33 protein-coding genes and 1 riboswitch are annotated in these 24,244 nt (G+C 59.2%); of the genes, 4 read left to right on the forward strand and 29 right to left on the reverse strand.

Annotated features, from left to right (window positions below; translation table 11 throughout):
* Window positions 1–8: 8 nt before the first annotated feature.
* The 18 genes from rpsD to yqeB all read right to left on the reverse strand — a co-directional run bounded on the left by rpsD (window position 9) and on the right by yqeB (window position 10,420).
* Complete coding sequence (gene rpsD, locus AAA069_RS02195; protein WP_006235275.1) at window positions 9–605, reverse strand: 30S ribosomal protein S4; 597 nt, start codon at window positions 603–605, stop codon at window positions 9–11.
* 19 nt (window positions 606–624) lie between these two features.
* Window positions 625–1,029 (reverse strand): 30S ribosomal protein S11, encoded by a 405-nt coding sequence (gene rpsK / locus AAA069_RS02200; RefSeq protein ID WP_006235274.1) that lies wholly within the window; start codon window positions 1,027–1,029, stop codon window positions 625–627.
* 14 nt (window positions 1,030–1,043) lie between these two features.
* A complete protein-coding gene (gene rpsM, locus AAA069_RS02205; RefSeq protein WP_022094275.1) occupies window positions 1,044–1,418 on the reverse strand; it encodes a 30S ribosomal protein S13 in 375 nt (124 codons plus the stop codon).
* A gap of 14 nt (window positions 1,419–1,432) precedes the next feature.
* Window positions 1,433–1,546, reverse strand: a complete 114-nt coding sequence (gene rpmJ / locus AAA069_RS02210; protein WP_006363204.1) for a 50S ribosomal protein L36 — start codon at window positions 1,544–1,546, stop codon at window positions 1,433–1,435.
* Between the two features lie 150 nt (window positions 1,547–1,696).
* Window positions 1,697–1,915 (reverse strand): translation initiation factor IF-1, encoded by a 219-nt coding sequence (infA, locus tag AAA069_RS02215; RefSeq protein ID WP_035137443.1) that lies wholly within the window; start codon window positions 1,913–1,915, stop codon window positions 1,697–1,699.
* A gap of 104 nt (window positions 1,916–2,019) precedes the next feature.
* Window positions 2,020–2,808 (reverse strand): type I methionyl aminopeptidase, encoded by a 789-nt coding sequence (gene map, locus AAA069_RS02220; RefSeq protein WP_217108045.1) that lies wholly within the window; start codon window positions 2,806–2,808, stop codon window positions 2,020–2,022.
* Window positions 2,805–3,431 carry an adenylate kinase gene (locus AAA069_RS02225; protein ID WP_055252238.1) on the reverse strand — a complete coding sequence of 209 codons (627 nt, stop codon included), beginning with the start codon at window positions 3,429–3,431 and terminating at the stop codon, window positions 2,805–2,807. Before AAA069_RS02225 ends, map begins: the two co-directional genes overlap by 4 nt.
* Before the next feature lie 18 nt (window positions 3,432–3,449).
* Window positions 3,450–4,736, reverse strand: coding sequence for a preprotein translocase subunit SecY (secY, locus tag AAA069_RS02230; RefSeq protein ID WP_035137447.1), 1,287 nt, complete (start codon window positions 4,734–4,736; stop codon window positions 3,450–3,452).
* A complete protein-coding gene (gene rplO / locus AAA069_RS02235) occupies window positions 4,730–5,179 on the reverse strand; it encodes a 50S ribosomal protein L15 (protein WP_006235267.1) in 450 nt (149 codons plus the stop codon). The genes secY and rplO overlap by 7 nt, the downstream gene beginning before the upstream one ends.
* Window positions 5,180–5,182: 3 nt before the next feature.
* Window positions 5,183–5,365, reverse strand: coding sequence for a 50S ribosomal protein L30 (gene rpmD / locus AAA069_RS02240; RefSeq protein WP_006235266.1), 183 nt, complete (start codon window positions 5,363–5,365; stop codon window positions 5,183–5,185).
* 2 nt (window positions 5,366–5,367) lie between these two features.
* On the reverse strand, window positions 5,368–5,892 hold the full coding sequence (rpsE, locus tag AAA069_RS02245) for a 30S ribosomal protein S5 (protein ID WP_022094279.1): 525 nt from the start codon (window positions 5,890–5,892) through the stop codon (window positions 5,368–5,370).
* Window positions 5,893–5,906: 14 nt separating this feature from the next.
* Window positions 5,907–6,275, reverse strand: a complete 369-nt coding sequence (gene rplR, locus AAA069_RS02250) for a 50S ribosomal protein L18 (protein ID WP_006235264.1) — start codon at window positions 6,273–6,275, stop codon at window positions 5,907–5,909.
* Between the two features lie 75 nt (window positions 6,276–6,350).
* On the reverse strand, window positions 6,351–6,887 hold the full coding sequence (gene rplF, locus AAA069_RS02255; RefSeq protein ID WP_006235263.1) for a 50S ribosomal protein L6: 537 nt from the start codon (window positions 6,885–6,887) through the stop codon (window positions 6,351–6,353).
* A gap of 33 nt (window positions 6,888–6,920) precedes the next feature.
* The gene (rpsH, locus tag AAA069_RS02260; protein ID WP_006235262.1) at window positions 6,921–7,319 is read right to left on the reverse strand and encodes a 30S ribosomal protein S8; all 399 of its coding nucleotides are present in this window, start codon (window positions 7,317–7,319) and stop codon (window positions 6,921–6,923) included.
* Window positions 7,320–7,438: 119 nt separating this feature from the next.
* Window positions 7,439–7,624 carry a type Z 30S ribosomal protein S14 gene (locus AAA069_RS02265; protein WP_022094280.1) on the reverse strand — a complete coding sequence of 62 codons (186 nt, stop codon included), beginning with the start codon at window positions 7,622–7,624 and terminating at the stop codon, window positions 7,439–7,441.
* Between the two features lie 79 nt (window positions 7,625–7,703).
* On the reverse strand, window positions 7,704–8,261 hold the full coding sequence (gene rplE / locus AAA069_RS02270) for a 50S ribosomal protein L5 (RefSeq protein WP_006235260.1): 558 nt from the start codon (window positions 8,259–8,261) through the stop codon (window positions 7,704–7,706).
* Window positions 8,262–8,572: 311 nt separating this feature from the next.
* Window positions 8,573–9,616, reverse strand: a complete 1,044-nt coding sequence (locus tag AAA069_RS02275; RefSeq protein WP_349127441.1) for an XdhC family protein — start codon at window positions 9,614–9,616, stop codon at window positions 8,573–8,575.
* Between the two features lie 9 nt (window positions 9,617–9,625).
* Window positions 9,626–10,420 carry a selenium-dependent molybdenum cofactor biosynthesis protein YqeB gene (gene yqeB / locus AAA069_RS02280; RefSeq protein WP_035137452.1) on the reverse strand — a complete coding sequence of 265 codons (795 nt, stop codon included), beginning with the start codon at window positions 10,418–10,420 and terminating at the stop codon, window positions 9,626–9,628.
* A gap of 102 nt (window positions 10,421–10,522) precedes the next feature.
* Here yqeB and yqeC point away from each other — a divergent pair, with 102 nt between their 5' ends.
* Window positions 10,523–11,257 (forward strand): selenium cofactor biosynthesis protein YqeC, encoded by a 735-nt coding sequence (gene yqeC, locus AAA069_RS02285; protein ID WP_349127442.1) that lies wholly within the window; start codon window positions 10,523–10,525, stop codon window positions 11,255–11,257.
* 110 nt (window positions 11,258–11,367) lie between these two features.
* Here yqeC and hydA read toward each other — a convergent pair whose 3' ends face one another.
* The 5 genes from hydA to dpaL all read right to left on the reverse strand — a co-directional run bounded on the left by hydA (window position 11,368) and on the right by dpaL (window position 17,588).
* Complete coding sequence (gene hydA / locus AAA069_RS02290; RefSeq protein ID WP_349127443.1) at window positions 11,368–12,735, reverse strand: dihydropyrimidinase; 1,368 nt, start codon at window positions 12,733–12,735, stop codon at window positions 11,368–11,370.
* Between the two features lie 9 nt (window positions 12,736–12,744).
* Complete coding sequence (locus tag AAA069_RS02295; protein WP_148331871.1) at window positions 12,745–13,359, reverse strand: nucleotidyltransferase family protein; 615 nt, start codon at window positions 13,357–13,359, stop codon at window positions 12,745–12,747.
* A gap of 150 nt (window positions 13,360–13,509) precedes the next feature.
* The gene (gene ygeW / locus AAA069_RS02300) at window positions 13,510–14,712 is read right to left on the reverse strand and encodes a knotted carbamoyltransferase YgeW (RefSeq protein ID WP_349127444.1); all 1,203 of its coding nucleotides are present in this window, start codon (window positions 14,710–14,712) and stop codon (window positions 13,510–13,512) included.
* A 201-nt stretch (window positions 14,713–14,913) separates the two neighbouring features.
* Window positions 14,914–16,299: a YgeY family selenium metabolism-linked hydrolase gene (locus tag AAA069_RS02305; RefSeq protein ID WP_195232234.1), complete on the reverse strand. Its 1,386-nt coding sequence runs from the start codon at window positions 16,297–16,299 to the stop codon at window positions 14,914–14,916.
* A gap of 74 nt (window positions 16,300–16,373) precedes the next feature.
* Window positions 16,374–17,588 (reverse strand): diaminopropionate ammonia-lyase, encoded by a 1,215-nt coding sequence (gene dpaL, locus AAA069_RS02310; RefSeq protein WP_118266260.1) that lies wholly within the window; start codon window positions 17,586–17,588, stop codon window positions 16,374–16,376.
* A gap of 277 nt (window positions 17,589–17,865) precedes the next feature.
* Here dpaL and AAA069_RS02315 point away from each other — a divergent pair, with 277 nt between their 5' ends.
* The 3 genes from AAA069_RS02315 to AAA069_RS02325 all read left to right on the forward strand — a co-directional run bounded on the left by AAA069_RS02315 (window position 17,866) and on the right by AAA069_RS02325 (window position 20,416).
* A complete protein-coding gene (locus AAA069_RS02315) occupies window positions 17,866–18,519 on the forward strand; it encodes a helix-turn-helix transcriptional regulator (RefSeq protein ID WP_035137462.1) in 654 nt (217 codons plus the stop codon).
* Window positions 18,520–18,642: 123 nt separating this feature from the next.
* Window positions 18,643–19,629, forward strand: coding sequence for a hypothetical protein (locus AAA069_RS02320; protein ID WP_349127445.1), 987 nt, complete (start codon window positions 18,643–18,645; stop codon window positions 19,627–19,629).
* A 265-nt stretch (window positions 19,630–19,894) separates the two neighbouring features.
* Window positions 19,895–19,985, forward strand: a riboswitch (SAM riboswitch).
* An 8-nt stretch (window positions 19,986–19,993) separates the two neighbouring features.
* Window positions 19,994–20,416, forward strand: coding sequence for a hypothetical protein (locus tag AAA069_RS02325; RefSeq protein ID WP_349127446.1), 423 nt, complete (start codon window positions 19,994–19,996; stop codon window positions 20,414–20,416).
* 22 nt (window positions 20,417–20,438) lie between these two features.
* Here the strand turns inward: AAA069_RS02325 and AAA069_RS02330 are convergent, their stop codons facing one another.
* From AAA069_RS02330 to AAA069_RS02355, 6 genes are all read right to left on the reverse strand, one after another.
* Entirely contained in the window at window positions 20,439–21,272 is an 834-nt protein-coding gene (locus AAA069_RS02330) for a nucleotidyl transferase AbiEii/AbiGii toxin family protein (protein ID WP_349127447.1), read from the reverse strand.
* Window positions 21,269–21,796: a type IV toxin-antitoxin system AbiEi family antitoxin domain-containing protein gene (locus AAA069_RS02335; RefSeq protein ID WP_118259134.1), complete on the reverse strand. Its 528-nt coding sequence runs from the start codon at window positions 21,794–21,796 to the stop codon at window positions 21,269–21,271. Before AAA069_RS02335 ends, AAA069_RS02330 begins: the two co-directional genes overlap by 4 nt.
* Window positions 21,797–21,861: 65 nt before the next feature.
* Complete coding sequence (locus AAA069_RS02340; RefSeq protein WP_349127448.1) at window positions 21,862–22,122, reverse strand: hypothetical protein; 261 nt, start codon at window positions 22,120–22,122, stop codon at window positions 21,862–21,864.
* Between the two features lie 335 nt (window positions 22,123–22,457).
* On the reverse strand, window positions 22,458–23,042 hold the full coding sequence (locus AAA069_RS02345) for a DUF4230 domain-containing protein (protein WP_349127449.1): 585 nt from the start codon (window positions 23,040–23,042) through the stop codon (window positions 22,458–22,460).
* Window positions 23,035–23,622, reverse strand: a complete 588-nt coding sequence (locus AAA069_RS02350; RefSeq protein WP_349127490.1) for a DUF4230 domain-containing protein — start codon at window positions 23,620–23,622, stop codon at window positions 23,035–23,037. Before AAA069_RS02350 ends, AAA069_RS02345 begins: the two co-directional genes overlap by 8 nt.
* A complete protein-coding gene (locus AAA069_RS02355) occupies window positions 23,541–23,762 on the reverse strand; it encodes a hypothetical protein (protein ID WP_349127450.1) in 222 nt (73 codons plus the stop codon). Before AAA069_RS02355 ends, AAA069_RS02350 begins: the two co-directional genes overlap by 82 nt.
* Between the last annotated feature and the right edge of the window lie 482 nt (window positions 23,763–24,244).

The raw sequence follows: 24,244 nt of genomic DNA on the forward strand, positions 1-24,244 counted from the left end.
CGGATGGACTACTTAGAGTAGAGCTCGACGATGAGCTGCTCGTTGATATCACCGCTGATCTGCTCACGCGTCGGCAGAGCGAGCACGTTACCAGACAGCTTCTCGATATCGACCTCGAGCCAGCCAGGGACCTCAAAGCGCTCGGAGGAAATCAGGGCCTCCTTGATGGGGAGGAGGTCACGGAACTTCTCGCCGACAGCGACGACGTCGCCGGCCTTGACGCGGTAGGACGGGATGTCCACGCGCTTGCCGTTCACGGTGAAGTGACCGTGACGGACGGACTGACGAGCCTCTTTGCGGGTGCGGGCGAAGCCAAGACGGAAGACGACGTTGTCGAGGCGAGACTCAAGGATGATCATGAGGTTCTCACCGGTGACGCCGTTCATCTTGCGGGCCTTGTTGAAGTAGCCGTGGAACTGCTTCTCCAGAACGCCATAGATGAACTTGACCTTCTGCTTCTCGCGCAGCTGCATGCCGTACTCAGATTCCTTGCGACGGCGCTTGGGCTGACGGATAGATTCCTTCTTGCTGCTGTAACCGAGCTCAGCGGGATCGATCCCGAGCTGACGGCAGCGCTTAAGAACAGGAGTCCTGTCGATTGCCATATTGATACGATCCTTTCAGTTACACGCGGCGACGCTTCTTGGGGCGGCAGCCGTTGTGCGGAATGGGGGTCTTGTCCTGGATGCTCGAGACCTCGAGGCCAGCAGCCTGGAGGGAGCGGATGGCGGTCTCACGACCGGAGCCGGGGCCCTTGACGAAGACGGAAACCTTCTTCATACCGTGCTCCATGGCCTGCTTGGCAGCAGCCTCGGCAGCCATCTGGGCAGCGAACGGCGTGGACTTACGGGAGCCCTTGAAGCCCACCTGGCCAGCCGACTTCCAGGAAATGACGTTGCCCTGGGGATCGGTGATCGAAACGATCGTGTTGTTGAACGTAGAACGAATGTGAGCCTGGCCCACGGAAATGTTCTTACGGTCCGCGCGCTTCAGACGGGCAGCGCGAACGTTCTTCTTAGCAGTAGCCATCTATCTAGCGCTCCTTATTTCTTCTTCTTAGCACCGATCTGACGCTTCGGGCCCTTGCGGGTACGAGCGTTAGTGTGGGTGCGCTGGCCGCGGACCGGGAGGCCCTTGCGGTGACGAAGGCCGCGGTTGCAGCCGATGTCCATAAGGCGCTTGACGTTCTGGTTGCGCTCACGGCGGAGGTCGCCCTCAACCATGATCTGGTTCTTATCGATATAATCGCGGATGGCGTTAACCTCATCCTCGGTGAGGTCCTTAACGCGCGTATCCACGTTAACGTTGCACTCGACGCAGATCTTCGTCGCAGTGGTGCGGCCGATGCCGTAAATGTAGGTCAGACCGATCTCAACGCGCTTCTCACGCGGGAGGTCGACACCATTAATACGGGCCAACGTAGTCTCCTCTCTTAACCCTGACGCTGCTTATGACGGGGGTTCTCGCAAATGACGAGGACCTTGCCATGGCGCCTAATGATTTTGCACTTATCGCACATCTTCTTGACCGAAGGACGTACCTTCATCGTTCTTCCTTTCGGTAGCGCTCAAACTACTTCCCTACTATCTACTCGCCCAGCCGCAGGCGTTTAAAACTATGGCTGGTCTTCACACACAATCCGACCGTAGGTTGAGCTAAGCCTACAGCCGGAAATGGAGTGCGTGTATGCGTGCCGCTATTTATAGCGATAGGTGATGCGGCCGCGGGTCAGGTCGTACGGGGAAAGCTCCACGACAACCCTGTCACCGGGGAGAATGCGGATGTAATTCATTCGGATCTTGCCAGAAATGTTGCACAGAACCGAATGACCGTTCTCGAGCTCGACCTTAAACATGGCATTAGGCAGCGGTTCCTTTACCGTACCCTCGAGCTCAATTGCGTCTTCCTTCTTCACAAGCAATCATCTTTCTCTAGAAAACGACAGCGATTGAGTATTCTACAACACGTATGCACGCATCGTAATAACTTCGTAATGGCTCCACAACTAAGTGGAACTTGTTACATTTCTCCGCCCCGCAAGGAACACCAGGCACCTTGCGCATCCGTGGTGAGAATCACCGGACCGTCATTGGTAATGGCGACGGTGTTCTCGTAGTGCGCGGCGGGCAGGTGGTCGTTGGTCGTAACAATCCAACCGTCGGAGCCCGTGCTCACATGGTTGGAACCCATCGTAACCATCGGCTCAATGGCAATGACCATGCCGGCCTGGAGGCGAACGCCCCTCCCCTTCTTTCCATAGTTAGGAACGTTGGGGTCCTCGTGCATCACGCGACCAATGCCATGGCCCACATAATCACGAAGTACGCCGTAACCGTGAGACTCGGCGAGGGACTGAACGGCATAACCGACGTCCCCGATATGGTTACCGGGAACAGCCTGCTCGATGGCAGCCTTAAGGCAATCGCGCGTGACCTCGCACAAAGCCTTGGCTTCGGGCGTGGGGGTGCCGACGAAAAACGTCCAAGCGTTATCGCCGACCCAACCGTCGACAACGGCTCCCGTATCGATGGAGATGATATCGCCATCGCGCAGGATCATGTCGGGGTTGGGAATACCGTGGACCACGGCATCGTTGATCGATGCACAAATGGTCCCCGGGAACCCGCCGTAACCCTTAAAGGCCGGGGTGCCGCCATGCATGCGGATAATCTGCTCCGCGAGCTGATCGAGCTCAAAAGTCGAAACGCCGGGGCGCACCATGGCTCCAACGTGGCGGAGCGCCATCTTAGATAGCGCTCCTGCCTTCTTCATCTGCTCGATTTGCGTTGCAGACTTAATCTTGATCATAGACCGAGAGCCTCTTTGACATCCCCGTACACGGTCTCGCGAGCCTGGTCACCGTTGACCGACTTGAGCAGACCCTGGCCACGATAGTAGTCGACGAGCGGACTCGTGGACTTCTCGTAGACGTCGAGACGGTTCTTGATGGTCTCGGGCTTGTCGTCGTCGCGCTGATACATCTCGCCTGCGCACTTGGGGCAGGTAGCATCGGCAGCGGTGCCGGTGTAACCGCAGGCGCGGCAGGTGCGACGCGAAGACAGACGATCGATAATGACCTCGGGGGCCACATCGACCAGAAGGGCACAGTCGATCTCGCGACCCATGGCGGAAAGCTCGGAATCGAGCGTCACAGCCTGGGCGGTGTTGCGCGGGAAGCCGTCGAGGATGAAGCCCTGTTGGGCGTCATCGGCGGCAAGGCGCTCCTTGACAAGGTCGATCACGAGCTGGTCGGGAACGAGCTCGCCAGCGTCCATGTACTTCTTAGCCTGAATACCAAGCTCGGTGCCACCCTTGACGGCAGCACGCAGCAGGTCGCCCGTGGAAATATGGGCGACGCCAAACTCGGCGACGAGCTCCTGTGCGACGGTGCCCTTACCGGCACCCGGAGCTCCGAGCAATACGAGGTTCATGAGCAATCCTCCTCTAGCCTATTTAAAGAATCCATCGTAATCATACATCTTGATCTGGCCTTCGAGCTTATCGACCGTGTCGAGCACGACGCCGACCATGATGAGGATGGACGTGCCGCCAAATGCCTGGATCAGATGGTTACCCGTGAAGGAGAAGATGATCGAAGGCACGATGGCGATGAGCGCCAAAAAGACAGCGCTGGGAAGCGTAATCTTGTTGAGCGCGTTCTTGATGTAGGCCGCGGTAGCCCTACCCGGACGCACGCCCGGAATAAAGCCGCCCTGCTTCTTAAGGTTGTCGGCCGTGTCATCGGGGTTAAACACCATGGAGGTGTAGAAGTACGCGAAGAACACGATGAGGACAACATTAAGCACCCAGTTGAGCCAACCGGTCGAAAGCGCAGAGGCAACTGCCTGGATCCAGCCGATGCCGGGGAAGAACACGGCAATCTGAGCCGGGAAGTACAGCAGCGCCGAAGCGAAGATAATCGGCACGACACCCGCGGTGTTGACCTTGATGGGCAGGTAGGTGGTCTGGCCACCCATCATGCGACGGCCCACGACGCGTTTGGCGTAGGAGACCGGGATGCGGCGCTGGCCGCGCTCAAGGAAAACAATCAGCGGGATAACCAGCAGGATGATGGCGCAGATGATCACCATGGTGATGATGCCACCGGCATTGCCCTCGGTGCTGGAGAAGATAGCCTGCGGCAGACCGGCCATGATGTTCGCAAAGATGATCAGCGACATGCCATTGCCGATACCGCGCTGGGTGATGAGCTCACCAATCCACATGATCAGCATGGCGCCCGCAGTGAGCGTACCGACGATCATGAGGTCGAAGATGATCTCGGGAGCGCCGGCGCCATTAAAGCTGATGCCGAAGCTCTTAAAGAGGAAGAGGTAACCCACGGAGTTGAGGATTGCCAGAGCCAAGGTGAGGTAACGCGAATACTGCGTAATCTTGGTCTGACCGACCTCGCCCTCGCGGGCAAGCTCATGCAGGGAAGGCACGACGGCCTGGAGCATCTGGAGGATGATCGAGCTGGTGATGTAAGGCATGATGCCCAGCGAAAACACCGACACATAGCTCAAAGCGCCGCCAGAGAAAAGATTCAGGAGGGCCATAGCACCTGCGGCGACCGAATTGTTATCGGTCGAGAAAAGGCCCAGCATCCCCTGGAAGGGAATGCCGGGCACAGGAACGTGCGCACCAATGCGGTACACGACGAGCATAGCTATGGTAAAAAGAATCTTTTCGCGCAATTCTTTGATGCGGAAAGCATTCTTAAGACCATTTAGCACGGCAGCTCGACCTTTCCGCCGGCGGCCTCGATCTTGGCCTGCGCAGAAGCACTGACCTTGTCGACCTTGACCGTGAACTTCTTGGTGAGCTCACCATTGCCGAGCACCTTGACGGGCTCGAACTCGCTCTTGGTGATGCGAGCGGCCTTAAGAGCGGCACCGTCGATCACAGCGCCGTCCTCGAACTTGCGCTCGAGACGCTCAACGTTAACAGCGGTGTACTCGATACGACGGGGGTTGCGGAAGCCCGGAAGCTTGGGCAGGCGCATAGCCAGCGGAGTCTGGCCACCCTCGAAGCCGGCACCCTTGGTGCCACCAGAGCGAGAGCCCTGGCCCTTCTGACCGCGGCCAGAAGTGGTGCCGTGACCCGAAGAATTGCCACGGCCGACGCGCTTGCGGTTCTTGGTGGAACCGGGCGCGGGAGTAAGATCGTGAAGCTGCATTTGCTACTCCTCTACAATCTCGACAAGGTGCTTGACCTTGAAGATCATGCCGCGGACGGACTCGTTGTCAGCAATCTCGCGAACCTCGCGGATCCTGTGGAGACCGAGGGCACGGACAGTACGGACCTGGTCCTGCTTGCAACCGTTGGTGCTGCGGACCTGCTTGATCTTGATGGTGTCAGCCATGCTTAGTTCTCCTTACCGACGAACATCTCGGAGACCGTCAGGCCACGGCGAGCCGCGACGTCCTCAGGGCTGGAGAGCTCCTTGAGGCCCTCGACGGCAGCCTTGATGATGTTGAGGCCGTTGTCGGTACCGAGGGACTTGGACAGGACGTTCTTGATGCCAGCAAGCTCAAAGAGGGGACGCACAGCGCCGCCGGCGATAACGCCGGTACCCTCGACAGCGGGCTTGATGATGATGCGGCCGGCACCAAAGTGACCGAGAACCTCGTGCGGAATGGTACCCTGATCGGTCACCGGCACGTGGAACATGTTCTTCTTGGCATCGAGAGACGCCTTGGAGATGGCCATGGGCACCTCAGCGGACTTGCCCATGCCAACGCCGACGTTGCCCTTGCCGTCGCCAACGACGACGAGAGCGACGAGGCTCATGCGACGACCGCCCTTGACGGTCTTCGACACGCGGTTGATGTAAACGACGCGCTCCTCGAACTCGGAGGCCTCGCGCTGCTGCTTCTGATTACGAGCCATGTGCTACATACCTCCTAGAACTCGAGACCGGCGGCACGAGCACCGTCGGCGAGGGCCTTGACGCGGCCATGGTAGATACGGCCACCGCGATCGAAGGCGACCTTGGTGATGCCGGCCTCGATGGCGCGCTTGCCAACGAGCTGACCGACCTTCTCCGCAGCCTCCTTGTTCGAGGTGTGGGTGCCCTTGAACTCGGCCTCGAGGGTCGAGGCAGAGACGAGCGTCAGGCTGGAACCCTTGCTGTCGTCGATGATCTGGGCATAGATGTTGGCGTTAGTACGGGTCACGCGAAGACGCGGACGCTCGGAGGTACCCGAGACCTTGCCGCGAACACGACGCTGACGACGCTTGAGGCCTTCCAGCTTCGCCTTATGCTTGTTCATACGTAAACTCCTAAAAAGGTTGATCTTGCCAGCACCTGACGGGGTGCTGGTCTTATGCGAGTGAGTCGGTTACGACTACTTGGCGGCCTTACCCAGCTTGCGGCGGATGTGCTCGCCAACGTAGTGGATACCCTTGCCCTTGTAAGGCTCGGGAGGACGATGGCCGCGGATCTCAGCGGCGATCTGACCGACCTGCTGCTTGTTGATACCCTTGACGTTCACGTGGGTGTTGTCAGGAACCTCGAAGGTGATGCCCTCGGGAGCCTCGACGATCACGGGGTGCGAGAAGCCCAGGGAGAACTCGAGGTTCTTGCCCTTCTGCTGCACGCGGTAACCGACGCCGGCGAGCTCGAGCTTCTTCTCGAAGCCCTCGGAAACGCCAACAACCATGTTGTGGATGAGGGCACGGGTGAGGCCGTGGCGGGCACGGGTCTCACGCTCGTCGTCGGGACGGGAAACGGTGAGGACGTTGTCCTCGACGTTGATAGCGAGCTTCTCAAAGACATCGAGCTCGAGCTGGCCCTTGGGGCCCTTGACGACAACGTTGTTGCCGTTGACTGCCACTTCGACTCCGGCGGGAATCTGGACAGGCTTATTACCGATACGAGACACGGTGATCTCCTTTCCTTCTACCTACCGAGCGAATTACCAGACGTAAGCGATGATCTCGCCGCCGACGTTGTGCTTGCGAGCATCGCGGTCGGTCATGACGCCATGGCTGGTGGAAATAATGGCGGTACCAAGGCCACCGCGGACGCGGGGCATGTCGGCAACGCCGGTGTACTTACGCAGGCCCGGCTTGGAAATGCGGCGGATGCCGTTGATGACCTTAGCCTTCTTGGGACCATACTTAAGCGTGATGTGCAGAGTCTTCTGGGGAACGGTGTCCTCGACATCGTAGCCCTCGATGTAGCCCTCCTCGTGCAGAACACGAGCGATCTCGACGAGCTTCTTGCTGCTCGGCATGGAGACCGTGGCCTTGTTCACAGAGTTAGCGTTACGGATGCGCGTAAGCATATCTGCGATCGGGTCTGTAAGGTTCATACAGATTCTCCTTCGTTCTTGATGAACACGTGCTCTTGGTTCTTCGCCGCCCTTAACGGCAAAGCCTTTTTAGCGCGTTTTCCCTGTTCCAAACTGATGCTTGAAACGCCGGTAGTGACTTACCAGCTGGCCTTCTTAACGCCGGGAAGCTCGCCCTTGAGTGCAAGCTCGCGGAAGCAGACACGGCACAGGCCGAACTTGCGGTACACAGAGTGCGGACGGCCGCAGCGCTGGCAGCGCGTGTACTCACGAGTAGAGAACTTCTGCTTGCGATTGCACTTGACGATCATCGATGTCTTAGCCACTTATATCCTCCTCACATAGAGTATTGTTCGCCCCAAGCGCCGCCCCCTTGTGGGAACGGCGCTTATAGGGCAGGTGAACCTATTTCTTGAACGGGAAACCGAAGGCGTCCAGAAGGGCCTTGGCCTCCTCATCGGTGTTGGCGGTGGTCACGAAAGTGATGTCCATACCACGCTGGTGATCGACGGAGTCGAAGTCGATCTCGGGGAAGATGAGCTGCTCGGTGACGCCCATGGAGAAGTTACCACGGCCGTCGAAGCTCTTGGCGGAGATGCCGCGGAAGTCGCGGATACGGGGGATCGCGACGGAGGTCAGACGATCGAAGAACTCCCACATACGGTCGCCACGCAGGGTAACCTTGCAGCCGATCGGCATACCAGCGCGCAGGCGGAAGGTAGCGATGGACTTGCGGGCACGGGTGATCATCGGCTGCTGGCCGGTGATGGCGCGCAGGTCGCGCACGGCACCGTCGATGGCCTTGGAATCGGTAGCGGCCTCGCCGACACCCATGTTCACGACGATCTTCTCAAACTTGGGGATCATCATGACGTTCTCGTACTGGAACTTGTCCTGAAGCTGCTGCTTGACCTCGTTGTTGTACTTGGTCTTCAGACGCGGCACATACTTCTCTTCTGCCATTGTTCACTCCTTCTTGGGGTTTTAAGCACGGGGCGTGGCCACGATGGGTTGTCCTCGTGCCTCCTGGCTGCATCCGCGCCGCTCATGGCATTTCGCGGTTTGGACTCGACGCAGCAGGAGCCGACAAAACAATCGGTACTATACGCGCATCGGGAGCGTATTTCCAGAAAAACCTCGTCTGCCTGCACAACTCCACAACTCCCCCGCACAAATGGGTCCCAAAAAGCAGTTGCGGTGAAATAGTTCCTGGCTGACCGCCCGTCAGGCTTATCTAGGAACTATTTCACCGCAACTTATTGATGGGGATGCGACTAGCGCTTGCGGGGGACGAGCTTGGTGCGGCGCAGGTGGATCATCTCGGCGGCAATGGAGATAGCGATCTCTTCGGGATCCTCGGCCTCGATGGCAACGCCGATCGGCAGGTGCAGCTCGTCGATCTGGTCCTGCGTAAAGCCCTCCTGCTCCAGGCGGGCGCGCACAAAGGCCGTCTTGCGACGCGAGCCCAGGCAGCCCAGATAGGCGGGTTTGGCACGCATGGCCTGAATCACCACGTCGATATCGGACTTGTGACCCGCCGTGGCGACGACCACCAGGTCGCGCGGGCCGATGGGGCACTGCTTGCTCAGGCTCTTGTAGTCGACCAGACGACGGTCGTAGACACCGGGCACCCAATCGGGGGTCAGCGTGCCGGGGCGGTCGTCGCACGCCACGACGGCAAAGCCCGCCGCCGTAAGCACCCGCGCCGTCGCGGCGCCCACGTGGCCGCAGCCAAAGATATAGGTCAGGCCCTCGGGGCAGAGCGTCTCGATGTGCGCCGCGGGAATCTCAGAGGCCGCGTTGGTGTAGGTGACCTTACTCCCCTCCTCCACCAGCGAAAGCCCGGGGCAGCCCGCAATGGTGCGGCGCGATTCCTCGCCATGGTACTCGGCCACATCGCCCTCGAGCGCGCTCGCGATAAACGGTTCAAAGTCGATGACGAAGTCGCCGATGCGCCGATAGGCCAAGACGTCGGCAACCGACTGGAGCAACGGTACCTTGGTCGCGTCCAGGTGCAGATAGCACAGGCAGATGGCTCCGCCGCAGATCATGCCGGTATCGGAGTTCTCGCCGCCCATGGTGTAGCGGACCAGACGCGACTGTCCCGCGCTCAGGAGTTCGCGCGCCTCATCCAGCGCAAAGAGCTCAATCTTGCCGCCGCCGATAGTGCCCGCCTGGCTGCCGTCGGCAAAGACGGCCATCCATGCGCCCACACCGCGCGGTGACGACCCCGCCGTGCCGGCCACGACCGCCAGCTCGCACGTCTCGCCAGCACGCAGGGCGGCAAGCGCCGCATTCACAACATCGAGCTTTTCCATTGCCGCCTTCTATCCTCTAAAGATATCGGTGAGCATAGCGAGTGCCTCGAGCACGCCGCCGCCGACCGACGTCGCCTTGTCCGAAATGTAGTTGATATAGCTGGCATCGCCGCGCGGATCGACATCGGCGCATTTAAAGCCCTCAGTCACCTGCACGCCGTTCGCCAAAAGCCCGCGCAGGCAGCCATCGATCTGTGTGCACATGGGCGTATCGTCCGCGTAGCCAATCACGTCTCCGGCGCTCACGATGTCGCCGATTGCGCGGTCGGACCGAAACACGCCGGCGGCGGGGCTGTGGATAACGCGCTCCTTGCCATAGCCGGCGATCACGCCCGGCACGCCCGTGTTGGGCTGGGGCGAGCCCTGGGTAATGACACGGCCCAAAAAATGCCCGCGCATGGTCTCGACCACGGCGTCGCAATCGACCGGCGCGGTAAAGCCCGGCCCCACGGCGATGACGGTAGGCGCCATGTCGCGCGTGGTGCCCAGGTTGCGCTTGGCCAGAATCGCGTCGACCACAGCCGCGGGTTTAAGCTCATCGAGCATCTTGGCCTGAGGGTCCACCACGACGGCAACATCCCCCGCTTGGGTAATCTCGAGCGCCTCTGCCGGCGTCTGCGCCAAGCGAGCGCGAATGCCCTCGACCTGGACCTCGCCCAGGCGAATAGCCTCGCAAAAACTGATTGTGCGGCGGATGCACGTGGGAACCGCGATATCGGCCATAACGACCGACACGCCGGCGCGCACCAAGCGAGCGGCGACACCCGTGGCGATATCGCCGGCGCCGCGAACATAAACGAGCATTCCCGGGGCACCTCCCTGTGCTACGGTTTGAGCAGAGCAAAAGCGGTTCGACCGCTACTCTGATGATTATTTATTATCACAGTATTATACGGCGGTGAACAGATGGAAACGGTTAGCGGCAATCTTGCCTCGGCGCTCAGGATCGAGCCGGGCATTACCGCGATTATCGGCAGCGGCGGCAAGTCGACGTTGCTCAAAACGCTGGGTCTTGAGCTCATGCGCGCTGGCGGCCGCGTGCTCCTCTGCACCACCACGCATATGCTTCCCGTTGCCGGCGTGCCATGGGACGGGTCGAATCGTCGCCTGGACGCCGCGCCTTGGAAGCCGGGCGCCTCGCATGTCCTCGGTTGCACCTGCGAGGCATGCGCGGGCATGAGCCGCGGAAGTATCTGCCAGGCGGGTGTTTTGGACCCGGAGACAGGCAAGCTCTCCGCCCCCGCCGAGCCACTCGGCGGGCTGGCACAGCGCTTTGACTATGTGTTGGCCGAGGCAGACGGTAGCAAGCGACTCCCGCTCAAGGCGCATGCCGCCTGGGAGCCGGTAATTCCCGCCGGCACGGCAAACGTTGTCTGGGTCGTCGGCGCCTCGGGACTCAGCAAGCCCATCAACGAAGCCGTCCACCGCCCCGAGCTCTTTTGCGAGCGTTGCGGCTGCGAGCTCACCGACATCGCCACGCCCGAGCGCGTCGCCCAGGTGCTCAATGCCGAGATGCGGGCGATGGAACTCAGCACCGCACGCGTCATGCTCAACCAAGTCGACACGCTCAACGACCCCACGATGGCCGACCGCTTCGAGGCAGCCCTCGGCCGCCCCCTCATCGCCACCAGCCTCAAGTAGCCGGCCCCATCTCGTCAGTTGCGGTGAAATACGGACTGTTTGGCCGCCAAACGGCCGCAAACAGTCCGTATTTCACCGCAACTGCGGAGGGGAATCCGGTGATCTTCCTGCTAGCGGGGAACGTAGCGGCCGGGTTGGGCTCCGGTGGGCTCGCCATCGCGCGCCACCAGCACACCGTTGACGTAGACGGCCTTGGCGCGGCCATGTGCCTCAAAGCCCTCGAGCGGCGTGTAGTCCACGGCCTGATGCTGTGTCGCCGCGCGAATGGTCCAGCACGCCTGGGGATCCCACACGCACACGTCGGCATCGGAGCCCTCGGCAAGACAGCCCTTGCGCGGATACATGCCAAAGACGCGCGCCGGGTTCTCGCTCATCAAGCGGCAGAGGTCCTCGGGGCCCAGCTGGCCCTCAAAGCTCGTGGCGATCGCGACGGGACGATGCTCCACGCCGGGCCCGCCGTTGGGAATCGCGCGGAAATCGTCGCGCCCGCGGTCCTTTTGCCCGTGCAGGTTAAAGCTGCAATGATCGGTTGCAATAGTATCGATCTCGCCGGCCACAAGCGCCTCGCGCAACGCGGCACGGTCACCGGCATGGCGCAGCGGCGGGCTCATCACATACTTGGCACCCGCAAAGCCGTCCTCGCCCTGCTCCAGATAGCAGGTGTCGTCGAGCATCAGATACTGGGGGCAGGTCTCGACATAGATATTCTTCTGCCCGCGCGCTTTGGCAGCACGGATGGCCTCGAGCCCCAGCTTGGTCGAAAGGTGCACCACGTTGACCGGAGCGTCCCCGGCCAAGTGCGCCAGATACAGCAGGCGGCTCACGGCCTCACCCTCGCACACGTCCGGACGGCTGAGCGCATGTCCCTCGGGCCCATGAATCCCCTGCTCGTACACGCGCTTCTGCAGCTCGTTCACGAGCGTGCCGTTCTCGCAATGCACGCACAGGATACCGCCCACGCGCTTGAGCTCCTCCAGCACCTCGAGCGTCTCGGCATCATCCAAGCGCAGGTGGTCATAGGCAAAGTAGGTCTTAAACGACGACACGCCCGCCTCGCGCATGGCCGAAAGATCGGCGCGGTTGCGCTCATTCCACTCGGCGAGTGCCATATGAAAGGCGTAGTTGGCGGTGCAGGTGCCGTCGGCGCGATGATGCCACTCGGCCAAGGCATCGGGCATGGTCACGCCGCGATCGGCCGTCGCGTAGTCCACGATGGTCGTCGTACCGCCGCAGGCAGCCGCGCGCGTGCCGGTCTCAAAGCTATCGGCTGTCCAATCCATGCCGGTCCAGCACTGCATGTGCGTGTGGCCGTCGATAAAGCCGGGGAACACCCAACAGTCCGTGGCGTCCTGGACGGTATCGCCCTCGGCCGGCTCAATCGCTGCGGCGATCCGCACGATCTTGTCGCCCTCCATGGCAAGGTCGGCGCGGCGAAGCCCCTGGGGCGTCACGAGCGCGCCGTTTTTGATGATGATCATAATTGCTCCTTATTGATTGATGCAGTTGGCCACGCGATCAAAATACGAGCAGGCGGCAATATGCTCTGTTATGCAGCGCTGTCCCTTGACGGTATCGACGTCCCACAGCTCGTAGGCACGCGCCTCGACCAGCACCACGTCGGTACGGTCCTTGAGGATCGAGCCCCCGCCGTCCTTGCCCTCAAGACGTATGAGCGCATCGAACAGTTCCGCCGGAAAGAGCACCGGACTCGAAGGCTCACCGTTGCACGCAAGACGTACCGGATGCTTGCGGCCACGCTCATCAAACGTGCGAACCATGGCCTCAAAAGAATCCGAACTCACGAGCGGCTGGTCGCCCGGCAAAAAGAGGCAACCTTTCCAGTTGCGTTCGACTCCCCATGAAAGGCCCGCACGGACGCTTTCGCTGCGCAGCTCGCCATCGTGCAGCACGCACGGGCAATGCTTGTCCTCGCAAATCTGGGCGACCTCGGGCCAACGCGTCGAAACCACGACGTCAAAGCCCCGGGGAACCGAATCGATGGTCCGGGCAATCAGCGGCTCGCCATAGATATCGGCAAGCATCTTGTTAGAGCCAAACCGCTTGCCCTCGCCCGAAGCCATAATGACGCATCCAAGTTTCATGGTGATACCTCCCCTGAAACCATCGTACCCATAACTCGCGCCGCGGGCATCCACATCGAAAGCGCTTATCCCGCACGCCCGCGATGCAAAAAGGGGGCACCCCGCCGGTTGGCAGAGCGCCCCCTTTACATAGCTTACCTCAGCCCAGCTTTAGGCCTGGAACCAACGGGCGGTGTTGCGCTCGTCGAGGGCCTTGAGGGTAGCGGCGGGATCGGCAACCTTCTGCAGGAACATCATGGCAGCGATGGCGTACGGCTTGTAGCTGGCCTCCTTGTACATGCCCACGCGGTGCATGTCGAAGACGTCGGCGTTGACCTCGCCGTGCTCGCAGGAGACACCGGAAATATCGGCGGGCAGCGGATGCATAAAGATGGTGTCCTGGCCGTTGGCAGTCTTCTCCATGAGCTCGGTCGTGGAGCACCAATCCTGATGCGTAGCGTTCTGAGCGAGCAGCTCCTTCTCGAGCGCAGCGATGCCGGCGTCGTCGCCCTCGGCGTACAGGTTGGTACGCTTCTCCATGGCGGCAAACGGAGCCCAGCTCTTGGGGATCACGATGTCGGCGCCCTCGAAGGCCTCGGCCATGGTGCTGACCTGCTTAAAGGTGGTGCCGGACTCGGCGGCATAGCCGCGGGCGCGCTCGACGACCTCGGGCATGAGATCGTAGCCCTCGGGGTGAGCCAGGGTGACGTCCATGCCAAAGCGGGGCAGCAGGCTGATCAGCGACTGCGGGCAGGACAGCGGCTTGCCGTAAGAGGGCGAATAGGCCCAGGTGACGGCAACCTTCTTGCCCTTGAGGTTCTCGAGGCCGCCAAACTCGTTGATGAGGTAGAGCATGTCAGCAGAGGACTGCGTGGGATGGTCGGAATCGGACTGCAGGGAGATGAGCGTGGGACGGTGATCCAGAACGCCGTCCTCGTAAGCCTGCTGGACAGACTCGGAGACCTCGGCCATGTAGGCGTCGCCCTTGCCGATGTACATGTCGTCGCGGATGCCGATGACGTCGGCCATGAAGGAAATCATGGTAGCGGTCTCACGGACGGTCTCGCCGTGAGCGATCTGGGACTTCTTCTCGTCCAGGTCCTGCAGCTCAAGGCCGAGCAGGTTGGCAGCCTTAGAGAAGGAGAAGCGCGTACGGGTGGAGTTGTCGCGGAACAGGGAGACGGCCAGGCCGGAGTCGAAGATCTTGGACGAAACGTTGTTCTCACGCAGCTCGCGCAGGGCGTCGGCGACGATGTAGAGCGCCTTGAGCTCATCGGTGGTCTTGTCCCAGGTGTGCAGGAAGTCGCTGCCGTACATACCCTTAAAATCGAGGCCGTTCAGCTGCTCGACGAGCTCGGTAAACTTGGCGTCCATGTAAATGTCCTTTCTAAAGGTGAAACGATCGCAATGAGTAGATGCGCTCCGGCATGCGCGTGTGGCTAGAACATGCAGAGCGCTATGACGAGGACCCGCCACCGTCGAGGAAGCATGGGAGATAACGACCGCGGGCCCCAAGTCAACAGGAGGCGCCGGGGGCATAAACTGCCCCCGGTTCAACAAGATCGAGGAATGGGACTAGTCGATCTTGTTGTTGGTCAGACCGGCGCGGAACACGGTGGCATCGCCATCGGCCTGGCTCGGATCGTAGAGGTTCAGGGCAGCCACGTACATGGCGGCAGCGGTGACCAGGTCGTCCTTGTAGGTGACCTCGTTGGGAGCGTGTGCCTGAGACTCGGCACCCGGGCCAAAGCCCACGCAGGGGATGCCATAGCGGCCCTGGATGGAGACGCAGTTCGTGGAGAAGGTCCACTTGTCGCACAGCGGACGACCGGTGCGCTTGTCCATGCTGGGCTCGCAGCCGATGCGCTCGTCACCGAACATGGCCTTGTGGGCGTCGACGAGGGCCTTGACGTGCGGAGCGGTCTCCTTGTTGATCCACGTGGGGAAGTAAGCCTCGGTCTCGTAGACCTCGCCGGTCCAGGACGGACGGTCGTACATGTACATGGAGACCTTCACGTCGTCGCCGTACTTCTTGGCGGCCGGCAGGTTACGGATCTCGTCCAGGCAGGACTCCCAGGTCTCACCGGCGGTCATGCGACGGTCGATGGAGATGGCGCAGGAGTCAGCGACAGCGCAGCGGCTGGGGCTGGTGTAGAAGATCTGGCTGACGGTGCAGGTGCCGCGGCCCAGGAAGCGGGCGTCCTCGAAGTGCTCGGGGTTGTACTTGGGGTCGAGCATCTTGACGAGGCCCTTGATGTCGGTCGACTCGTCGCAGCCGTTGTTGTTGAGAGCGCGGACGTCGGCGATGATGTCGGCCATCTTGTAGATGGCGTTGTCGCCGCGGTCGGGAGCGGAGCCGTGGCAGGAGGTGCCGTGAACGTCGACGCGGATCTCCATGCGGCCGCGGTGACCGCGATAGATGCCACCGTCGGTGGGCTCGGTGGAAATGACGAACTCGGGCTTAATGCCGTCCTTGTTGTAGATGTACTGCCAGCACATGCCGTCGCAGTCCTCTTCCTGGACGGTACCGACGACCATGATCTTGTAGCCCTCGGGGATGAGGCCCATGTCCTTCATCATCTTGGCAGCGTAGGTAGCAGAAGCCATGCCACCCTCCTGGTCGGAGCCGCCGCGGCCGTAGATGATCTCGTCGGTCTCGTAGCCCTCATAGGGATCGGCATCCCAGTTATCGATGTTGCCGATGCCGACGGTGTCGATGTGGGAGTCGATGGCGATGATCTTGTCGCCCTCGCCCATAAAGCCCATAACGTTGCCCAGGCCGTCGACCTTGACCTCGTCATAGCCAAGGCTCTCCATCTCGGCCTTGATGCAGGCGACAACCTCGCCCTCCTCGCAAGACTCAGAGGGATGGCTAATCATTGCGCGAAGAAAACGCGTCATATCAGCACGATGAGACTCCGCAGCAGCCTTGATAGCGTCGAAATCGAGTTCTTTAGCCATTGTTCATAACCTTTCAAACGAAGGAATCTACCTGTGAGGTGGCGGAGCGATACCTATTTACTCCGCCCCAACGATTAGCAAGTGGGATATTCGCCTTCCCAAACAATGCGGCGATACTGGTCGGGATCGGTGTCGCCCTCGGTGGAGAAGCAGAGCACGGAGCTCGTCTTGTCCAGGCCGATGAGTTCCTTGAGCTCGGCGTACTCGGGATCGAGCATGAGAGTCTCGACCAGGCCGGTGGTCACAGCGCCGGACTCGCCGGAGATGACGCGCGGGTCGCCCTTCTCGGGAGCGCCCAGGGTGCGCATGCCGCGAGCGGTGACCCAGTCGGGGCAGGACACGAAGGCGGTGGCGTGGTTGCGCAGGATATCCCAACCCAGGATGTTGGGCTCGCCGCAGCACAGACCGGCCATGATGGAGGGCATGTCGCCGTCCACGATGCGCGGATCGCCGTCGCCGGCGGCAGCGCCCTTGTACAGGCAGGCGGCCGGAGCGCACTCGACCACGACGAAGGTGGGCGGGTTATCGGGATACAGGTTGGTGAAGTAGCCCACCACGGCGCCGGCGAGCGAACCCACGCCAGCCTGGACAAACACGTGCGTCGGGCGGTTGATGGCCATCTCGCGCAGCTGCTCGGCAGCCTCGGAAGCCATGGTGCCGTAGCCCTCCATGATCCAAGACGGGATCTTCTCGTAGCCCTCCCAGGCGGTGTCCTGAACGATGACGCCGCGCTCGCAGGCGTCGGCCTCGGCGGCGGCCATGCGCACGCACTCGTCGTAGTTGACCTCTTCGATGGTCACCGTTGCGCCCTCGGCGGCGATGTTATCGAAGCGGGGCTTGGTGGAACCCTTGGGCATGTGAACGACGGCCTTCTGGCCCAGCTTGTTGGCAGCCCATGCCACGCCGCGGCCATGATTGCCGTCGGTAGCGGTAAAGAAGGTGGCCTGGCCAAAGTCCTTGGCAAGCTGATCGGAGGTCAGGTAATCGAAGGTGCACTCGGCAACGTCCTTGCCGGTCTCGTCGGCAATGTAGTTGGCCATGGCAAACGATCCGCCCAGAACCTTAAAGGCGTTGAGGCCAAAGCGATAGCTCTCGTCCTTAACGCACAGGTTGGACAGACCCAAGCGCGCAGCCTGACCGTCCAGGCGGGCAAGCGGGGTGACGGTATATTGAGGGAACGACTGGTGGAAGGCGCGGGCCTTCTTCACGTGGTCGAGGCTCATGATTCCCAAGTGCTTGTCATCGCTCTTGGGCATCGTGTTGCCCGCCCACTGGATCTTATCGGCCATACGGTGAACTCCTTAAGTCCTCTCTTGCCGGCCCCCGCATACGCGTTTCAGCCCATTCCCATTCATGCGACTGAACTTTTATGTGGATGCCAAACAAAAAGTTTGTTAGCACTGTTCTATCACACTTTTTGATTGGCAAACCTAACAAATTGTTTGTTGCCGTAATCGGTACTTTTTCGCCGCCGAACGGTCATGAATTGCCTTGTTGATGGATTTGTTTGCGAACAGATGTGGTTTATGGCAAAGTGTGCCCAAACTAATTTTTAGGAAGGCACCCATGACCCCCGCACAGATTGAGTTTTACAAGCGCCTCGCACACGGCCTGGCGCTCCAATTTGGCCCCAACTGCGAAGTCGTCGTCCACGATCTGGAGACCGAGGACGTGGACCACTCCATCGTAGTGATCGAAAACGGCCACGTCAGCGGGCGCAAACTGGGTGACGGCCCCAGCCATATTGTGTTTGAGTCCATGCACGAGGGCAGCACCGACGTACACGACCGCGAGCCGTACCTCACTAAAACCACCGATGGCAAGCTGCTCAAGTCCTCGACCATCTTTATCCGCAACGACGAAGGCAAGCCCGTCGGCATTTTGGGCATCAACTTTGACATTACGCTTATGAAGGCTTTTGAGCGCTCGCTCGACGCTTTCACCGGCACCGGCGGCACGGGCTATACCGAGCCCGAGCCCATTACCAAGAACATCGGCGACCTGCTCGAGGACCTGCTGCACGAGTGCGAGCAGTTTGTGGGCAAGCCCGCGGCACTCATGACCAAAGACGAGCGCATTCGTGCCATTGGCTACCTCGACCGTCGCGGTGCCTTCCTCATTTCCAAGTCGAGCGAGCGCGCCTGCGAGTTCTTTGGCATCTCCAAGTACAGCTTCTATAGCTACCTCAATGAGGCCAAGGCGGCGGCCGGCGACAAGTAGGCACTCGCCTGGATTGCCCCTCCCCTTTTGGGCGCGAGTTCTGGAAAGCACGAATCCAAGACCGAGCAGCTTGGGAAGTTCCATATAATCGATGTCATTAGTATTTCGAAAGGATGGAACAGAATGGCGTTGAGCAAGGCATCATGCACCGGTCGCGGATTGATTCCGGCAATTGGTGGACATGTGCACCGCATGTTCGATGAGAGTGAAGACGACCTGTTTTCGCTGAGCCTTGACGATGTGATGGATGATCGCCCGTGGACCGCCGACGAACTCATGGGCGGCGGCGCTCGCCCGTCAAGCCCCAATCCCGCACTTGCGCCCAAGTCCGCACCTGCGCCGACTCCTGCGCAGTCGCCTGTTTCGACGCCCGCGCCTACGCCCGCACCCACTTCGGCGCCCACGCCCGCTCCCCGCCCCGCAAGCGACCCGTCCGAGACGGCGGCATTTCTCGCTGCAGCGACGCAGGGCAAATCGGCCGACAGCACCGTTATGTACAGCGCCCAGCAGTTGCCTGTTCCTGCGGCACGCAAGCCTCCGGTCGCAAGGCTCGATGAGCCCGTTGCCCATCAGGTTGCCTACGATTCCTGGGCTGCAGCCGATCTGGATGAGACCTCTACCGGCATGCCGGCGCTCGACGTTCCAGTTAACCCGCTTTTTGCCGCCAACACGAGCGCCGCAGACTATGAGGGCGGCACGGCATATTCCGATTATTCCGATGGCTATGCTGACAACGGTCGCATCGAGACCGAGGATTATGGCACCGCATCGAGCGATTATCTCAACGATTCGTACGCTGCCACGCCCGCACCGGAATATGGCCCGGAGGCCGCGTCCGCGCCGGCGTATACCAAAAGCACGGGCGAAGAGCGCTTCGCCGATTATTACGCCGAGGAAAAGGCGCTGCGTTTCTCGGAATTTCCGCAGGCAGTCAAGGTTGCCTTTATCGCCATTATCATTGCCCTGCTCGGCGTCATTGCGTTTGAGGGATTCCAGCTGTTCCGCGGCCCCACCCAAGCGGAGTCGGAGACCCAGCAAAAAGAGGACGATAACCAGTACCTGGACATCAACACCCTCAAGGGCGACCCCAACGACGGAGACGACGAGTAGCGAGGGCTGAAGGCAGCCGCAGGATCCCGCATCCAGCATCGGCTTCTAAGTGCTGTTTTGTCATCCAACTACACTTTTCCGAAGTTTTAAGGTGCCTATTTCGACACTTTTCCGTACTTTTACACGGCTGATTTCGACACTTTTCCGGATGAAAGCCGAATAATCACTTGGGAAACCAACGCCATCCGCGCGTCATTTCGCGGATGGCGCTGGTTTCTGTCCGTACACGTTGATAGACTCCATCGTGCCTGCAAGGAGCGGGCGCGTTTTATCCAGAGTCGGGGTAGAGAGTTGGCTCCACGATCCCGACGCCAACCGGCCAAGAGGCACGGTGGCCCTGCCAACATCGATGAAAGGAGTCCGTATGGACAATTTCTCCGTGCGCAGCGAGCGCAACTTCCACAACCTGGCAGCCAAGCCAAAACAAATGCATCTTCTGGATAAGCCAAATGGCTACGCCTCGGCCATGGTCAAGAGCAGCCTCTCCCACCAGATGCGCTTTACGGTACAGAAGCTCGAGGAAGAGCTCTGTGCTGTTGGCAATCCACATGTGTTGCAGATCAAGCTGCTCGGAGACGACTCGCGTGAGCCGTCCAGCTGGAAGCTCTTCGCCGACGGCGTGTGCGTTGCGGACGGATCTGGCACCTTTGCCCGTGAGTGCTTCTGCGAGGGAGCCGAGGTGTTCCTGGATCTGTGTCGCGATGCCGTCGAGACTGTCGAACTGCGCCAGTGGAGCCAGAGGGAGTATGAGCTGTTGAGTGCGGCCCGCGGGATTGCTATGGCGTAAGCGAGAGATCTCAGCAGTGTCACTAACGAGCAGAATCGATTTTTGCAATCAAGTCGTTCGCCCATGCCACGGCATCATCGACAGTCGGCAAAACGTTAAGTCCTTCCGCCTGGGAGAAATACAGTGAGTCCCAGCCCACTCCCCTCGAGATCATTGGAGGCCACTCCTGCTCCGCACGATACGCAAAGAGTCTGATACAGACCTCTCGAGTTTTTAGGTAATCAATTTCCCCGTTGGAAATTGCAATCTGGAGATCTATCAGATCATGGGCGCGCTCGCTGCCGGGGCCGCTCGCAGCATGAAGTTTCTGGGCAATCTGATGCTCGAGCCTCATGCACGGAACCGGCCCCGGTTCGGGAAACCCGAGACCTTTCAATATTGCCGCAGCTTCAGGCGAGGAAACCATATCGGGATCGTCGGCGTCGCCGATTTCGTTATGACCGACCTCAAGCGGCAGCGTCATCCACGATTTACCATTGTAGGCAATCTTGATTTCGAACGGACGCATGACGTAAGCAGTTGGAATTCCCTTCGGAGATGCGGGCTCCCTCGGAACAATGGCACCCGAGAATCCGTTCCAGCCCATAGTGAGCGAATCTTCAAGCTTCGTCATGTAATCGTTCAGTGAGGATGCCCTGGCGGTATCGAGGTCGCGCGAGAACCGCGTGGCATCCTTCCCAAAGCGAATCTTCAGGGCATTTCCACCCTTTGCGGCTCCATCGGGTAGCATTTGTCCAACAACAACGGCCGCAATGAGCCTTTTAACGCGGCCCGGTTCTTCGCCCAAATCAGTGCAGAGTCGGTCTATCGCTATGTCAAGGTTACGTCTGCTGGTTGGCTTCTTGACTTCCTTCACGACAGCTCCTTCATCAGTCTCTCATGCTCATTGGAGGTAATAAGGCCCTCGGCTTGAGCGTGCTTGGTTGCCTCGATGAGGCGTTCGGTCATAACGGACCCCTTACAAGCCTCAATCGCATCGGCAACGCATTGAGAAGGGATTCCTTCATAGAACGTCGTTTTCGCATTCTCTGGAGCGGGCACTGTTTTTACCCAAGCTGGCAGTTTGCGGCGAATACGCTTTGGTGTTGCCACGGTCACGGCACGAGGATCAACAAGTGCAAGTGCGTGCATAGACAGCACTGATTCGCCCCACAGGAAACCCTCGTCACCAACAAGAGCCACTGCCTCCGCAAAGACGTCCCGGGGCGTCGGAACCCATTGGGTGAGCTTGTACACCCCATGTCCTCGGCGCATCAATTTCCCAGTGGCACACCATCGGCTCAGTTCTCCGGTGGTTACGCCAATCTCGCGTGCCTGCGCAGCAGTCACGATGCCGTAGCCATCTGCCGCCAGTTCGAATATTTCATCAAAGTGTTTCATGTCAAAAGGCTAACACTTTTGTATGTCTTTTGACATAGACATGGTCTTAATTAAGCATTAGAGATCTATTTAAATTCGTATAGCATTGCAATCGCCCTCTCTGAATTCGAAGTCCGCGCCGACAGCATGCGGAAGTAAAAAGTACCGGCAAGAACGATATCGAATGAAATCGCTCCCGCTGGCATATATCTTACCATATAAACGAACACGTGTTCGTTCTCATCAATTATCGATTTATCACACGCCTGCTTTAGCCGCTGCCCGCGCGAATCGTCTAGCCGATAGCTCTTCACCGACAGCGCGTGCATCGCAAGCGGCTCGGGCATCTTTGCCCGCGAGTGCTTCTGCGAGGGAGCCGAGGTGTTCCTGGACCTGTGCCGCGACGCCGCGCGCGCGGCCGAGCTGCGCCAGTGGAGCCAGAGGGAGTGCGAGCTGTTGAGTGCCACGCGTAGGATTGCGGGGTGCAGACGAAAGCAATTTAGAATAAGCATTCATATGCAGTCATCGAGTTCCTCCGCTGAAGCGCACTGCGAATAGTAACCTTGCCGCCGGCAATGGGCTTGTTGGCAAATCTGCACCGCTGAAGAAGGTAGTAAGACCCCCAAACAGAAGGGGGCTGCACATCTGCAGCCCCCTTTAATCCGACCGATTGCCAACCAGTCTATTCGGCATCCTTAAACTGAACTTCGTACTTCTCGCCCATCCGCTCACCAATTCCAGTGACGTACCGGCTCAAGAGAGTTTTAGCTCTTTCACGGGCGCTGCTCATCAATGCTGAATTGCCCTCGGCACTTTTTACCATTTCATTTTGGGCTTCTTCAAGCGCAGCAGACTGATCAACTGTCGTAATAGGAGTTAGCAGTCCGGTATCGCTATAGATATCAGAAAAGGTGCTCTCGTCGGCTTGGGGCTGACCAAGGACCTGCGCATTAGGGAGCGTGATAGTTACGACATTGTTCTCATCCGGCTTACTGACATCTACCTTGGAGACGTCAACGCCCAGTTGCACCGTTCCGTCATACTCGAACCACGCTTTCTTGTATCCCACGTTTATCCCAAACAACATATTGGTGCCGTCGTTATAGATTTCCGCGACGTTATGGAATCTGCACTCGACGGTAGCAAGCTCGGCAATCTTCGTATAACCCGAAAAATCAGGCTCTTCGTCTTTTTTGGCGCAACCCGAAAGCCCAGTAAGTGACAGCGCCGCCACGAGGGCAAAGCATACCAACCATGGTTTACGCATTGGAGTCAGCCTCCCCCTTGTAATCGGCCAACGGTTTGAAATCAAGCTTGTACTCATCCTCGATAAGCGGCAGCGTCAGCGCCTTTACGGTATCCCGCAAGCTCGCGTCCGCCTGTTTTTTGATCTCCTTTTTATCGACTTCATCTGCGGCATCTTTGCGACAAAGTGGCAGAACATCTTTCATATCTGCAGTTGCGTTTTCGGGAAGATAGCCAAACTTACTATTGTCGAGCTGTGGCTCGCTCACCTGCGCTTTGGGGAGATAGGCGGTAACGGTCTTATTCTCTTCGTCAATGTCAAACTGGATGTCGCTCATCGTATACGATGCACGAATGTGAGCCTCGTATTTAACGCGATAGTCCACGCGATCCATCCAGAGGAACCTGCCGTGCTTCTCGACGATGCCGTGGTAGGTGTAATCAACCGTAGAAAGACTGTCGATATCTACAGCAGACTTAAGATCCGATGTCGTGAGGTACTGAGTTTCGTGGTTATCGGTTATCCAAGGAAGGACACCGCCAAAAAACTGGCAAGGGCCACCACTATGACCACGACCAAAACAATCTTTACTTTGGTCGATAGCTTTCCAAAATGCTTGGCAACCTTCTTACCCCACTTGTCATTCGCCTCGACCGCTTCTTTTCGAGGCGCTTCCACACGCTCATCATGCCCGGAGGTACATTCGGACTGAATGCCCCTCTCATGTTTGCTATGTTCCAAAACAAGCCTCACTCATACCGTTGAGTAGTAATCTGCTGGTAGAATTCTATCAGCAGTTATTGAACTCATTTCTTCCAGTTCGGCAGGAGGCAAAATGAAGCGGTTGTATGCGGTTTTGGCAGTTGTAATCGCGTTGGTGGTCTTTATTCTTCTCGCCAGCAGCATCGGCATTATCAGCATCAGGCTTTAGCTCGCCATCAAATACCTCGCACCCATCCCTCGGCAGATTCAGTCTCAGCCTTCAAACTAGGCAACCACAACGGCATGCACAACGTCTGCGGGCTCACCGATCCCGATGAGCCCGCTTTCCGCAATCTGGTTGCCAAAAGCTCCACATTAATGATTGCCCGCATCGACATTGCAATCGATGTACGGTCAGGGAGTGTTGATAAAAAGTGACTAAACGCTTGACGTGTGAGGATGTAAAAGCCTGCATCCCAAATAAGGTGGGATCAAGCGTGTGCGTCGGCTTCTTGGCAAGC

The organism is Collinsella sp. CLA-SR-H006, assembly GCF_040097075.1.
GTDB lineage: Bacteria > Actinomycetota > Coriobacteriia > Coriobacteriales > Coriobacteriaceae > Collinsella.

Excerpts from the sequence above, each read along its gene's own strand:
- rpsD (WP_006235275.1), bottom strand. The coding sequence starts at position 605 with ATGGCAATCGACAGGACTCCTGTTCTTAAGCGCTGCCGTCAGCTCGGG.
- rpsK (WP_006235274.1), bottom strand. The coding sequence starts at position 1,029 with ATGGCTACTGCTAAGAAGAACGTTCGCGCTGCCCGTCTGAAGCGCGCG.
- rpmJ (WP_006363204.1), bottom strand. The coding sequence starts at position 1,546 with ATGAAGGTACGTCCTTCGGTCAAGAAGATGTGCGATAAGTGCAAAATC.
- map (WP_217108045.1), bottom strand. The coding sequence starts at position 2,808 with ATGATCAAGATTAAGTCTGCAACGCAAATCGAGCAGATGAAGAAGGCA.
- AAA069_RS02225 (WP_055252238.1), bottom strand. The coding sequence starts at position 3,431 with ATGAACCTCGTATTGCTCGGAGCTCCGGGTGCCGGTAAGGGCACCGTC.
- rplO (WP_006235267.1), bottom strand. The coding sequence starts at position 5,179 with ATGCAGCTTCACGATCTTACTCCCGCGCCCGGTTCCACCAAGAACCGC.
- rpmD (WP_006235266.1), bottom strand. The coding sequence starts at position 5,365 with ATGGCTGACACCATCAAGATCAAGCAGGTCCGCAGCACCAACGGTTGC.
- rpsE (WP_022094279.1), bottom strand. The coding sequence starts at position 5,892 with ATGGCTCGTAATCAGAAGCAGCAGCGCGAGGCCTCCGAGTTCGAGGAG.
- rplR (WP_006235264.1), bottom strand. The coding sequence starts at position 6,275 with ATGAACAAGCATAAGGCGAAGCTGGAAGGCCTCAAGCGTCGTCAGCGT.
- rpsH (WP_006235262.1), bottom strand. The coding sequence starts at position 7,319 with ATGAACCTTACAGACCCGATCGCAGATATGCTTACGCGCATCCGTAAC.
- rplE (WP_006235260.1), bottom strand. The coding sequence starts at position 8,261 with ATGGCAGAAGAGAAGTATGTGCCGCGTCTGAAGACCAAGTACAACAAC.
- AAA069_RS02275 (WP_349127441.1), bottom strand. The coding sequence starts at position 9,616 with ATGGAAAAGCTCGATGTTGTGAATGCGGCGCTTGCCGCCCTGCGTGCT.
- yqeB (WP_035137452.1), bottom strand. The coding sequence starts at position 10,420 with ATGCTCGTTTATGTTCGCGGCGCCGGCGATATCGCCACGGGTGTCGCC.
- yqeC (WP_349127442.1), top strand. The coding sequence starts at position 10,523 with ATGGAAACGGTTAGCGGCAATCTTGCCTCGGCGCTCAGGATCGAGCCG.
- hydA (WP_349127443.1), bottom strand. The coding sequence starts at position 12,735 with ATGATCATCATCAAAAACGGCGCGCTCGTGACGCCCCAGGGGCTTCGC.
- AAA069_RS02295 (WP_148331871.1), bottom strand. The coding sequence starts at position 13,359 with ATGAAACTTGGATGCGTCATTATGGCTTCGGGCGAGGGCAAGCGGTTT.
- ygeW (WP_349127444.1), bottom strand. The coding sequence starts at position 14,712 with ATGGACGCCAAGTTTACCGAGCTCGTCGAGCAGCTGAACGGCCTCGAT.
- AAA069_RS02305 (WP_195232234.1), bottom strand. The coding sequence starts at position 16,299 with ATGGCTAAAGAACTCGATTTCGACGCTATCAAGGCTGCTGCGGAGTCT.
- dpaL (WP_118266260.1), bottom strand. The coding sequence starts at position 17,588 with ATGGCCGATAAGATCCAGTGGGCGGGCAACACGATGCCCAAGAGCGAT.
- AAA069_RS02315 (WP_035137462.1), top strand. The coding sequence starts at position 17,866 with ATGACCCCCGCACAGATTGAGTTTTACAAGCGCCTCGCACACGGCCTG.
- AAA069_RS02320 (WP_349127445.1), top strand. The coding sequence starts at position 18,643 with ATGGCGTTGAGCAAGGCATCATGCACCGGTCGCGGATTGATTCCGGCA.
- AAA069_RS02325 (WP_349127446.1), top strand. The coding sequence starts at position 19,994 with ATGGACAATTTCTCCGTGCGCAGCGAGCGCAACTTCCACAACCTGGCA.
- AAA069_RS02335 (WP_118259134.1), bottom strand. The coding sequence starts at position 21,796 with ATGAAACACTTTGATGAAATATTCGAACTGGCGGCAGATGGCTACGGC.
- AAA069_RS02340 (WP_349127448.1), bottom strand. The coding sequence starts at position 22,122 with ATGCCCGAGCCGCTTGCGATGCACGCGCTGTCGGTGAAGAGCTATCGG.
- AAA069_RS02345 (WP_349127449.1), bottom strand. The coding sequence starts at position 23,042 with ATGCGTAAACCATGGTTGGTATGCTTTGCCCTCGTGGCGGCGCTGTCA.